Genomic DNA, 11,780 nt, shown 5'->3' on the forward strand with positions numbered 1-11,780 from the left:
CGCGGTACCCCTGCGGAAACCTCATCCACGGAGACTGAGACCCATGAACACTCCCGACATCCGCGTCGAGAAGGGCCACGCCGAGCCCGAGGAAGTCGCCGCCATCGCGGCGATCCTCCTGGCCCGTGCCGCGGCCCGCACCTCCGAGCCCGCTGCGGACCGCCGTGGCCGTCACAAGGCCGGCTGGCGCCGCCTGGAGCGCGAGGGCGGCTTCCGCGCCCCGCACAGCTGGCACTGACCTCGCAGCGACCCCACGACGAAAGGGCCCCTCTCCAGGAGAGGGGCCCTTTCGCATGGCCGGGGGCGCGGGGGCGCGCGATCGGCTCCGGCTGCCCGGCGCACGGCTCGTGGCCGTCCGCCGGGCAGCCCGGTGGTCGTGGGGACGCCTACCGCAGCCGTGCCATCAGCGCGTGCTCGACGAGCGTGATGAGCGCGGACTTCGCGTCGGCGCGGTGCCGGGCGTCCGTGGTGATGATGGGGGTGTCGGGGCCGATCTGCAGCGCCTCGCGCACCTCGTCCGGGTTGTACGGCTGGTTGCCGTCGAAGCCGTTGAGGGCGATCACGAAGGGGAGACCCGAGTTCTCGAAGTAGTCGACCGCGGGGAAGCAGTCGGCGAGACGGCGGGTGTCGACGAGGACGATCGCGCCGATGGCGCCGCGCACCAGGTCGTCCCACATGAACCAGAAGCGGTCCTGGCCGGGCGTGCCGAACAGGTAGAGGATCAGGTCCTGGTCGAGCGTGATGCGGCCGAAGTCCATGGCCACCGTGGTGGTGGTCTTGTCCCCGGTGTGGGTGAGGTCGTCGATGCCCGCCGACGCGGACGTCATCACGGCCTCGGTGCGCAGCGGATTGATCTCCGAAACAGCCCCGACGAACGTGGTCTTGCCCACGCCGAAGCCGCCCGCCACCACGATCTTCGCGGAAGTGGTGGAGCGGGAGGGACCCCCGCTAGAGCTTGCGAAGTCCACTGAGCACCCTTTCGAGCAGTGTCACGTCTGGCTGGCCGCCGGCGCTCTCGTCGCCGCCGGGCTGATGGATGGCGACCAGTCCCGCTTCCGCCAGGTCGGCGACGAGGATCCTGGCCACACCGAGGGGGATGGTCAGCAGCGCCGAGATCTCGGCGACCGACTTGATCTCTCGGCAGAGGTTGCAGATCCGCTGATGCTCGGGCAGCTGGCCCTGCATCTGATGCGGCTGCGCGGTGGTGTGCACCAGCGCCTCGATGGCGAGCTGGTAACGCGGGCGGGTCCGGCCACCGGTCATGGCGTACGGACGCACCAGCGGGTTGTTCGACGAGCCGGCGGGCGCCGCCTCGGGGGAGCGCCGATGCGGCTGCACCGGCTGGATGCGCGGGGCGTGCGGCTGGTCGTACGGGGACGGCCCCGGGCCCTGCGGCCCCTGAGGCGTGTACGGCCGCTGCTGGCTGGGCGCGGAGGGGTAGCTGTAACGGTTCGGGTTCTGGGTACCGTCGTTCTGGCCCTGGGCAGGACCGTACGACCAGTTGCCCGAATGTGAACCGCCTGGGGGTGTTGCCACTCTCTCTCCTCCTCCGACTGTGCCCTGGCACCCATCACGTGGAGCCGCGTCCCGAAACACTACGGCCTCGGGACGCCAAAACGCACCGTCCGTTTGTTAGTTGAGAAGGCTCCCTTGGAGCTCTGCTCGAAGGTCGGGCGTCAGAACCGAACCGGCTCGGTCCACCAGAAGGGCCATCTCGTACCCAATGAGACCGATGTCCGCCTCGGGGTGGGCGAGCACGGCGAGCGACGAACCGTCGGACACGGACATGATGAAAAGGAATCCCCGCTCCATCTCCACGACCGTCTGGTTCACGCTGCCTCCCTCGAAGATCCGGGAAGCGCCTGCCGTCAGGGACGTCAGACCTGAGGCGACGGCCGCGAGCTGGTCGGCACGGTCGCGGGGGAAGCCTTCGGACATCGCCAGAAGGAGTCCGTCGGCGGAGACCACCACCGTGTGGGACACCCCCGGGGTGTTGTCCACGAAGTTGGTGATCAACCAGTTCAGGTTCTGTGCCGCCTGGCTCATCGGGCTCACACTAACGCTCCTGGTTGTAGGTGCTGTCAGGCCCACTGTGATGATTCCCAGTGGCCTGGCCGTTCGTTTCACTGCTTCCTGCGTTGCGTCCGCGCTGGACGCCGCGACGCAGGTTGCTCAACCTGCCTCGGACGTCCTCCGGGGCGCGGGAGACCTGTGGGCCCCCCTGGGGGGTGCTCTCGGCGGCGCCTTCGATGAGGTTGGCCTTGGGCACCCGCCGCGGCAGACCGGAGGAGGTGACCCCGCCCGCCTTGGGCTTCTTCAGAGCGGAGGCCTGCTGCCAGCGCTCGTCGTTCGCCGACCGCCAGATGTCGCTGCCGCCGCTGCTCTCCGAGGAGGAGGCCGGTGCTTCCTGCTTCGTGGCGGGCCGCGTGCCGTTCGCGCCGCTTGCGGTGGATCCGCGGCGGGGCAGACCGGCTTCGGTCAGCGCGTGGGAGGTGGAAGGGCTCGATCCCGGACGGTCGAAGCCTACGCGGTTCTGCTCACCCGCGTCAGCGACCTGCGTGGATTCCGCTTCCGGAGCGTACTGGTCCGGGTAGCCGTTCTGGTAGCCGTTGCCGTGGCCGTTCTGCTGGGGCCAGTCGTCCTGGTAGGCCTGCTGCTCCTCGTACGGCGGGAAGTCCTCGGACGTGGCCGGCTCGGCCGTCGTCCGCTCCTCCTGGACGGGCTCCGCATACGCGGGGTCCGGGTAACCGCCGTTCGACGGGAAGCCGTCGCCCTGCGACACCCCGCCGTTGGGCGGGAAGTACTGCTCGTCGTACGCCGGGCGCTGCTGCTCCTGGTACGCCGTCTGCTGGTCGAACGAGGCGGGCTGCTCGGCGTAGCCGGTCGCGCCGCCGTCGTAGTGGCCCTGGGCGCCGTTCTGCGCGGGGTCGTAGCCGTTCTGCGCGGCTTCGTAGCCCTGGTGCTGATGGCCGGCCTCGAAGTTCTCGCCGTAGGCGGAGGCCTCGGCGGACTGGTGAGGCTGCGCGGACTGATGGTCCGGCTGGCCCGACTGGGACTCCAGGGCCGCGCGGCGCTCCTCGCGCATCAGGGACCGGCCCACCGGGTCCAGGTCGCGGATGTCGTCGGGGACCTCGTAGCGGCTGTCGTCGAAGCCGAGCTCGGCGGCGGTGCGCATCGGCAGACCGTTGCTGAAGTCCTCGCCGGCGCCGTAGTTCTGCTCCGGGATGATCTGCGAGACCGTGAACTCGTCGCGGTCCGGGTGGTGCTGCTGTTCGCCGCCGCCACCGTGCGTGATGGCGTCCGGCAGCATGACCAGCGAGGTGGTGCCGGCCTGCTCGCCCGAGGGGCGCAGCTGGACGCGGATGCCGTGCCGGTCCGACAGCCGGCCGACCACGAACAGGCCCATGCGCTGCGAGATCGCGGCGTCCACGGTCGGCGGGTTGGCCAGCTTGTGGTTGATGTCCGCGAAGTCCTCGGCGGTCAGGCCGATGCCCTTGTCGTGGATCTCGATCATCACGCGGCCGTCGGGAAGACGGGTGGCCGTGACGCGGACCTTGGTCTGCGGGGAGGAGAACGTGGTGGCGTTCTCCAGCAGCTCGGCGAGCAGGTGCACGAGGTCGGTCACGGCGCGGCCGTGGATCTCGGCCTCCGGGACGCCCGACAGCTCGATGCGCTCGTACTGCTCCACCTCGGAGGAGGCGGCGCGCAGCACGTCGACCAGCGGGACCGGCTGGTCCCAGCGGCGGCCCGGCTCCTCGCCCGCGAGGACCAGGAGGTTCTCGCCGTTGCGGCGCATACGGGTCGCGAGGTGGTCCAGGCGGAAGAGGTTCTCCAGCTGGTCCGGGTCGGCCTCGTTGTTCTCCAGGTCGGTGATCAGGGTCAGCTGGCCCTCGATCAGGGACTGGTTGCGGCGCGACAGGTTGGTGAAGATCGCGTTGATGTTGCCCCGCAGCAGGGCCTGCTCGGCGGCGAGCCGGACGGCCTCGCGGTGGACCTGGTCGAAGGCGCGGGCGACCTCGCCGATCTCGTCCGTGGTGGTGATCGGGATCGGGGCGACCCGGGTGTCGACCCGGCCCGGGTCGGTGCGGGAGAGCTGGTCGACCAGCATCGGCAGGCGCTGTTCGGCGATGCCGAAGGCGGCGTTGCGCAGCTGGCGCATGGAGCGGCTCATCTGGCGGGCCACCGCACCGGCGAGGATGAACGCCAGGAGCAGGGCGACGACCACAGCGGCGCCGGTGATGATCGCGGAGGTCTTCGCGTCGGCCGCGATGTCCGAGGCCTCGGACACGGCCTTGTCGGTCAGGTCCGACTCGATCTGCCGGTAGGCGTCGTACTTCAGCGTGGTGACCGCCCACCAGTTCTCCATGCTGATGCCCTTGTCGGCGAGGGCGGCGCGCTCGCTGCCGTCCCTGCTCTGCATCGTGGAGATGGCGACGACCATCGTCGTCGGGTTGGCGGGCGGCGGAACGTAGTCCGGGTTCTTCTGCTTCGCCTCGGCGGCCTGTGCGGCGCCGTCGCTCTTGATCTTCGCCTCGGCGTCCTGCAGCTTCTGCGCGTCGGCCTCGGTGCCGCCGCCGACGTACTCCTCGATGGCGATGCCCTCGAGGTAGGCGTAGGAGGAGAGGGAGACCTTCTGCTTGGCGAAGTCGTCGTTACGCGGGCCCGGCTTGATCAGCAGGTGCATGCCGATCGAGCGCTCGAGCGACATCGCGGCCTTGGTCAGCGAGATCGCGTAGACGGTACGGCCGTAGGAGGTGATGTTTCCGGTGCCCAGGCCGAGCTCGTTGGAGAACTCCATCAGGGGGTGCGCGACCGCGGTGTAGCCCTCTTCGGTCTGCACGCCCGACAGCTTGGAGGTGTAGGCGGCCGCACGCAGCGGCGCCAGCTTGGTCTCCGCGTCGCGGAACAGCTTCAGCCGGCGCTCGAGACCGGCCTTCGCCGGCATGTTCTTCGCGGCCTCGTCGAAGGCGTTGGCGGCGTCGTCGGTGACCTTGCGGGCCGCGACGACCGTCGGGTCGTCCCGCTTGCCGGCGAGCAGGGGCGCGGCGGAGATGTCGCGCTCCTTGTAGATGGCGTCGCCGTAGCTCAGCGAGGCCCGCACCAGGCGCGCGGTGTTCTCCGCGTCCTCGGCCTCCTGCCAGGTGTCGATCGAGCTCTTCACCTGGAAGCCGCCCATGACCAGGCCGACCACCACGGGTATGAGCAGAATCGCGTTCAGCCGGGTCGGCACCCGCCAGTTGCGCGGGGAGAGACGGCTGCCGCTCTTGGCGGGGGCAGCCGTCGGCTCCGGGCCGGGCACATGGGCGGGCGCCGCTCCGCGCGGCGGCGGCGTGAAGTTGCCCCGGGCCGCAGGCTCGGGACTTTTCTTGCTTCGCCTCACTCGACCAACAACCTCTCGGCGGTCGGCACCTTCGTCGTGCCGCTGTGTCTCAGAGCCCGGTCAGCCATCGACCATGAGTACGTCATTGACTATTGGGCAGTTCAGGCATTCCAGCATGACGACCAGCCCTCTTCCAAACATGGGAAAGAGTTGGTTCGACGTGATGTAAACCCCAGATAAAACGGTCAAAAAGAACGAGCCCCGCCAAAAGGCGGGGCCTTCGTGCGCACAGCGAGACTGACTGACCGCGACGCGTGGCGGGACTCGTCGATTCCTCTGCCGAAACGTTATGAACACCGGAGCCGACCGTGTCAAAGCCCACAGCCGGCTCCAGGACGCCTACGGCACATGCTGTACGTCACCAGGTGCTTGAAAGTTACCGCAGTCGCGCCATGAGCGCATGCTCGACCAGGGTGATCAGCGCGCTCTTGGCGTCCGAGCGGTGCCGGGCGTCCGTGGTGATGATGGGGGTGTCGGGGCCGATCTGCAGCGCCTCGCGCACCTCTTCGGGCTGGTAGGGCTGCTGCCCGTCGAAGCCGTTGAGCGCGACCACGAACGGCAGGCCGCTGTTCTCGAAGTAGTCGACCGCGGGGAAGCAGTCGGCCAGCCGCCGCGTGTCCACCAGCACCACCGCGCCGATCGCGCCGCGCACCAGGTCGTCCCACATGAACCAGAAGCGGTCCTGGCCGGGCGTGCCGAACAGGTAGAGGATCAGGTCCTGGTCGAGCGTGATGCGGCCGAAGTCCATGGCCACCGTGGTGGTGGTCTTGTCCCCGGTGTGGGTGAGGTCGTCGATGCCCGCCGACGCGGACGTCATCACGGCCTCCGTGCGCAGCGGGTTGATCTCGGAGACGGCGCCCACGAACGTGGTCTTGCCCACGCCGAAGCCGCCCGCCACCACGATCTTCGCGGAGGTGGTGGCCCGGCCTCCGTCAGAGCTTGCGAAGTCCACTGAGCACCCTTTCGAGCAGCGTCACGTCCGGAGCGCCACCGTTGTTCTCGTCGCCGCCCGGCTGGTGGATGGCCACCAGTCCGGCCTCGGCGAGGTCCGCGACGAGGATCCGCGCCACACCCAGCGGCATGGCCAGCAGCGCCGAGACCTCGGCGACCGACTTCACCTCGCGGCACAGGTGACAGATGCGCTGGTGCTCCGGGAGCAGCCCCATGAGCGCTGCCGGGTCGGCCGTGGTGCTGATCAGCGCCTCGATGGCGAGCTGATAGCGCGGCCGGGTCCGGCCACCGGTCATCGCGTACGGACGCACCAGCGGCTGGTCGCCCTCATCGCCGTACGGCTCCGCGTACGGATCATGATGGGCGGTGGGCGGGGTCATGGATCCTCCGGGCGGGACAGCAATTTTGGTTTGTCGTGCCGTCCGTCGAGGCCGGTGGGGGGATTGTGTCGGCCGGACGGTGATTTCGTGAGGCGGGTGGTACTCGGGCGGGTCAGTGGAGCAGACTGCCCTGGAGCTCGGCGCGAAGGTCGGGCGTGAGGACCGCGCCCGCTCGGTCGACGAGCAGTGCCATCTCGTAGCCGACGAGGCCGATGTCGCACTCGGGGTGCGCGAGGACGGCGAGCGACGAGCCGTCCGAGACGGACATGAGGAAGAGGAAGCCTCGCTCCATCTCGACGACGGTCTGGGCCACGTTGCCGCCCTCGAAGATCCGGGAGGCCCCGGCCGTCAGCGAGGTCAGACCTGAGGCGACGGCCGCCAGCTGATCGGCACGGTCGCGGGGGAAGCCCTCGGACATGGCCAGCAGGAGCCCGTCGGCGGACACCACGACGGTGTGGGACACCCCGGGGGTGTTGTCCACGAAGTTGGTGATCAACCAGTTCAGGTTCTGTGCTGCCTGGCTCATCTGGCTCAACTAACGCTCCTGCTGGTGAGTGGGGCTCGGGAAACTGCCGGTCGAGCCGTTGCCGGCCTGACGACCCTGCGCGATGCCCCGACGGAGATTGGTCAGCCGGCCGCGTACGTCGTCAGGCGAACGCGAGACCTGCGGACCGGTCTGGTGCTGTTGCTGCTGAGCCGTGCCCGGGACGAGGTTCGCCCGGGGCACCCGGCGCGGCAGACCGGAGGTGGTGACGCCGCCCGCGGCAGGCTGCCTGACGCGCTCGGCCTGACGGACGAGTTCGTCGTTGGGCGAGGTCCGCCACGAGGCGGGAGCGGAGGCCGGACGCTGCGGAGCGGCCGGAGCCTGCGGCTGCTGTTCCTGCTGCGGAGCCGGGGACGGCGCCGCACCGCCCGCCTGCTGACCGTGGAACCAGTTGGTCTCCAGCGTGTCGTACAGCGGGGTACGGCCGTCGCCGGGACCCGGGGCCGGCGGCAGGGCCTCCGGCTCGGGACGCCCGGCCGGACGCTGCGGGACCGGCTGCTGCGCGGTTCCGTAGCCGTTCGGCTGGGCGACGGGGAACTGGCCGGTGGACGACGGGTCCTGGCGGGCGGGCAGCGAGTGCTGCCCGGTGCCGGAGCCGTCGTAGCCCGCTGACGCGAACCGGCCCGTGGAGCCGTTGTCGTAGCCCTGGGGGGCGAACTGGTCCGGCGCCGCCGGAGCGTTCTGGCCGCCGGGGGTCCCGAAGACGTCGGAGCGGGTGTACCCGTTGTCGCCCGGACGTCCGCCCGCGCCGGGGCGCTGGAACTGACCGGTGTCCTGCGGGTTGCCCGCGGCCGGGAACTGACCGGTGTTCTGCGGACCGTTCGCCGGGGTGCGGCCGAAGTCGGCGGGGCGGCTGAAGTCGGCGGGACCGGCCTGGCCCTGGCGTTCGGCGGCACGCGGCACTGCGGGTATCTCGGCGGTGGCGCCGGGACCCTGCCGGTCGTCGATGCGCGGCATCCGCGAGGTCTGCGCGACGTCCGGCTCCTCGTGGCCGCGCGGGGCGTCCAGCGGGGTGCGCGGCACCGGCGGCCGGGCGTTCTCGTCGCCCCAGCTGGGCGTGCGCGACTGCGGGTTGCCGCCCGGCAGCTCGGCGCGCGGACCGCCGCGCGGCGGCAGCTGCGGCTGACGGCCGCGGCCGCCCTGCCCGGCGTTGTCGGCGCGCTGCTGCGGCGGACGTCCGCCGAACATGTCCGTGCCCTGCGTGCTGCCGTTGGCCGCCTGCAGACCCTGGGGCGCACCGGGCGCCTGGCCGCCGAAGCCGGCGCCGGCCGGAGCCGGACGGCCCTGCGGCGATGCGGCCGGCGGCTGCTGGGGACCGCGCGGCGGCTGGCCGCCGGGACGGCCACCGCCGTCCCGGCCGGGCAGCGCGGCCCGGGGACCCTGACCGCCGGCGAGAAGGCCGCCCGCGCCGGCCCCGGCGCCGAGGGCGCCGCCCTGCGAGCCGTTCTGGCGGCGCGCGGCGGCGACGCCGGCCGCGGCCTGCGCGGCGGCGGGACCGCCCGCGACACCGCCCTGACCGGGCTTGGGCTGGGGCTTCTTGCCGCCCTGGGCGACGTCCACGGGCAGCATGACCAGCGCGGTCGTGCCGCCGGAGTCGGAGGGGCGCAGCTGGATGCGGATGCCGTGCCGCTGCGACAGACGACCGACCACGAACAGACCCATGCGGCGGGAGACCGACACGTCCACGGTGGGCGGCGAGGCGAGCCGCTCGTTGATCGCGGCGAGGTCCTCGGGGGAGAGGCCGATGCCGGTGTCGTGGATCTCGATCAGCACACGGCCGTCGGGCAGCGCGTGACCGGTGACCTTGACCTTGGTCTGCGGAGAGGAGAACGAGGTGGCGTTCTCGAGCAGCTCGGCGAGCAGGTGCACGAGGTCGTTGACGACCCGGCCGGCCACTTCGGTGGTCGGCACGGACGAGAGCTCGATGCGCTCGTACTGCTCCACCTCGGAGGCGGCGGCGCGCAGCACGTCGACCAGCGGGACCGGACGGGTCCAGCGGCGGCCGGGCTCCTCGCCCGCGAGGACGAGGAGGTTCTCACCGTTACGGCGCATGCGGGTCGCGAGGTGGTCGAGCTTGAAGAGCGAGGACAGCTGGTCCGGGTCGGCCTCGCGGGACTCCAGTTCGGAGATGAGCGAGAGCTGACGCTGGATGAGGCCCTGGGAGCGGCGCGAGAGGTTGGTGAACATCGCGTTGACGTTGCCCCGCAGCAGGGCCTGCTCGGCGGCGAGGCGGACGGCCTCGCGGTGCACGTCGTCGAAGGCCGCGGCCACCTGGCCGATCTCGTCCCGGGAGTGCACACCGACCGACTCCACGGACGTGTCGACGTCCTGCGGGTCGGACTCGGACAGCTGCTTGACCAGCTCGGGCAGCCGGTCCTGGGCGACCTTGGTGGCGGTCTCCTGCAGGCGGCGCAGCGAGCGGATCATGGACCGGGCGACGACGAACGCGCCGACCAGCGAGACGCCGAGCACGAGCAGGATGAGCGCGCCGGAGATGATCGCCTCGCGCTCGGACTCGGCGCGCAGCTCACGCGCCTTCTGCTCCATGTCCTCGAGCAGCGTGTGCTCGATGTTGGCCATCTGCGCGATCTTGGTCGAGCTGTCGTCGATCCAGTCCTGGTACGACCGCTTGTCCTGCGACTGCAGACCGGTGGTGGAGCTCAGCGCGCGGGTGGCGTAGGTGTCCGCCTCCTCGATGACCGGGTTGCCCCGCTCGATGGGCTGCAGCAGCTCCTCGGCGCCGTCGTCGCCGTAGATGCTGCGGAAGCTCGCGAGTTCGGAGTCCTGGTTCTCGAGGGCGGCCTCGGCGTACTGCCGGTCGTTCTCGGAGAGGTCGCCGTAGACCGTGTTGCTCACCGGCAGCGCCGCCGCGAGCACGGCGCGCTGGACGGAGGCGTACTCCTTGGCGGCGGAGAAGGCGGACAGCGCACGGGTGCGCTGGATCATCTCCGGGTTGCTGGTGGCCTGCGCCATGTCCTGCGACAGGTCCAGCAGGCTGGTGATCAGACGGTGGTAGGCCTCGACCGTCTGGGTGGAGTTCTTGGGCTCCGAGTAGGCGGTCGACCGGATCTTGGCCAGGTTGCCGAGGTCGCTGAGGAGGCCGACGAGGCTGTCGCGGACACCCTGCAGGTTGCCGTCGGTGCTCGCGGCGTCGATCTCCTCCGAGGCGTCCTGGAAGGCCGTCACGGCCTTGTCGGTCTTGTCCCGGTAGCCCTTGATGCCGAAGTCGGTCGCCTTGGTGCCGTGCGTCAGCGGGCCGGCGGAGCGGTCGCGCTCGTTCTGCAGCTGGACGGCCAGCTCGGTGGCCTGCTTGGTCATGTCCGTCAGCAGCTTCATGTTGTCGAGCTGCTTGATGTCGTCCATCGACTGGTCGATGCGCAGCGCGCCCAGGGTGGTCGCGGCGACCACCGGCAGGGTCAGCAGTGCCACCAGACGCGTGGAGATGCGCCAGTTGCGCAGCGCCACCCGAGAGCCGGGACCGGGAGAACCGGTCGGCGGCTTGGCCGTCGGAGTCGGGGTGAAGGAACTCGGCGACGCGGACGAGCCGGGGCGCCCGGAGCGCTCACCGCCGTCGCCGGACGCGGCCGGGCCCGGGTTCTGGGCGTGCTGGGGCGAGGAACTGCCGGCATTGGGGCCAGTCCCGCCGTGCGGCTCCGGCTCCGCCGAAGCACTGCCATCCCTCTTGAAACGTCCCTGCACTAGCGTCGCAACCTCTGGACCAGGCGCCTCCCCGCGTGAACGGAAAGACGGTGTCGGCGTGTCGGGGGCGTCCTGAATTACGCCACCCTGATGGTCGTGAGTACCGGCGCTGGCTCCCCCTGTCTCGCCGCCACCGGGCGCGTTCTGCGCCCCCTGTGCGCCGGCTCGATCCCGCGGCGGTCCGAGGAATTCCAGCACAGTGCAGGATCTCCAACAAGGCCCGTTGGCCAGGCTGTGACATCCGTGACACGAAGTGAGGGTGAAGTTACGGGACGTAGAAAGTGTTTACCCCTAAGGCGGACATAAGGGTGTGAACCCTTGGGGCGACAGGGGTGTCCCAGTCGCCATGATCAGGAGCGGAATGAGTGCTTCAGGTGCTTTATGTCCGTTTCGTAGCAGTCAAGCAAGGGCCCGAAATGACCGAAATACCACTGAACTCGTGAGCAAACTCACACGTCAATCATGCGACCTTCACGCGTTCACCGGGAAGCGCGTGTTTAGCCTGACGCTTTACAGGGATGGCACATCCGACAAACCGCGCCCGCGCGGGTGGCCCTTCACGGCCTCCCCGGCGCCCCGACACGACAGGGCCACGTACACCAGTGAAGACGACGATGTTCCACAAGATCGCCAACCCGAGGCGCACGACGCTGGCGCACCTCGACGCCGCCGACGAACTGCAGCTCCCGGAGCAGCAGGAGCACTCCGTCGATCTCCCCGCCCAGACTGCCAACCCCAAGCGCACCATCCTCATGGAGGCACCGCTCGCCGCCTCCGTCGCGGAGTAGATCCAGGGGATCCAGGAGATCGTCCCCGGTCTCCGCGA

At 70.4% G+C, this 11,780-nt stretch carries 10 protein-coding genes; 2 read left to right on the top strand and 8 right to left on the bottom strand.

The genetic code is table 11. The features are described from left to right. The first annotated feature begins 43 nt into the window (after positions 1 to 43). Positions 44 to 238, top strand: coding sequence for an acyl-CoA carboxylase epsilon subunit (locus tag ACH4ZA_RS20930; RefSeq protein WP_319277466.1), 195 nt, complete (start codon positions 44 to 46; stop codon positions 236 to 238). Between the two features lie 148 nt (positions 239 to 386). On the opposite strand, the gene ACH4ZA_RS20935 is transcribed toward ACH4ZA_RS20930, so the two are convergent. From ACH4ZA_RS20935 to ACH4ZA_RS20970, 8 genes are all read right to left on the bottom strand, one after another. Next, entirely contained in the window at positions 387 to 968 is a 582-nt protein-coding gene (locus tag ACH4ZA_RS20935; protein WP_026248371.1) for an ATP/GTP-binding protein, read from the bottom strand. After that, positions 949 to 1,536: a DUF742 domain-containing protein gene (locus ACH4ZA_RS20940; protein WP_319277464.1), complete on the bottom strand. Its 588-nt coding sequence runs from the start codon at positions 1,534 to 1,536 to the stop codon at positions 949 to 951. Before ACH4ZA_RS20940 ends, ACH4ZA_RS20935 begins: the two co-directional genes overlap by 20 nt. A 96-nt stretch (positions 1,537 to 1,632) precedes the next feature. Further along, complete coding sequence (locus tag ACH4ZA_RS20945; RefSeq protein ID WP_037781109.1) at positions 1,633 to 2,046, bottom strand: roadblock/LC7 domain-containing protein; 414 nt, start codon at positions 2,044 to 2,046, stop codon at positions 1,633 to 1,635. Between the two features lie 10 nt (positions 2,047 to 2,056). Beyond that, a complete protein-coding gene (locus ACH4ZA_RS20950) occupies positions 2,057 to 5,380 on the bottom strand; it encodes a nitrate- and nitrite sensing domain-containing protein (protein WP_319277462.1) in 3,324 nt (1,107 codons plus the stop codon). Positions 5,381 to 5,756: 376 nt separating this feature from the next. Next, positions 5,757 to 6,332: an ATP/GTP-binding protein gene (locus tag ACH4ZA_RS20955; protein ID WP_030793795.1), complete on the bottom strand. Its 576-nt coding sequence runs from the start codon at positions 6,330 to 6,332 to the stop codon at positions 5,757 to 5,759. Beyond that, positions 6,313 to 6,711: a DUF742 domain-containing protein gene (locus tag ACH4ZA_RS20960; RefSeq protein ID WP_009190816.1), complete on the bottom strand. Its 399-nt coding sequence runs from the start codon at positions 6,709 to 6,711 to the stop codon at positions 6,313 to 6,315. The genes ACH4ZA_RS20955 and ACH4ZA_RS20960 overlap by 20 nt, the downstream gene beginning before the upstream one ends. 112 nt (positions 6,712 to 6,823) lie before the next feature. Then, positions 6,824 to 7,237, bottom strand: coding sequence for a roadblock/LC7 domain-containing protein (locus ACH4ZA_RS20965; RefSeq protein WP_003973453.1), 414 nt, complete (start codon positions 7,235 to 7,237; stop codon positions 6,824 to 6,826). Positions 7,238 to 7,246: 9 nt separating this feature from the next. Then, positions 7,247 to 10,954, bottom strand: coding sequence for a nitrate- and nitrite sensing domain-containing protein (locus ACH4ZA_RS20970; protein ID WP_398430926.1), 3,708 nt, complete (start codon positions 10,952 to 10,954; stop codon positions 7,247 to 7,249). A gap of 614 nt (positions 10,955 to 11,568) precedes the next feature. Between ACH4ZA_RS20970 and ACH4ZA_RS20975 the strand changes: the two genes are divergently transcribed. Next, positions 11,569 to 11,742, top strand: coding sequence for a hypothetical protein (locus ACH4ZA_RS20975; RefSeq protein ID WP_398430928.1), 174 nt, complete (start codon positions 11,569 to 11,571; stop codon positions 11,740 to 11,742). Positions 11,743 to 11,780: the final 38 nt, after the last annotated feature.

It is taken from the genome of Streptomyces sp. NPDC020597, assembly GCF_044335095.1.
Lineage (GTDB): Bacteria > Actinomycetota > Actinomycetes > Streptomycetales > Streptomycetaceae > Streptomyces.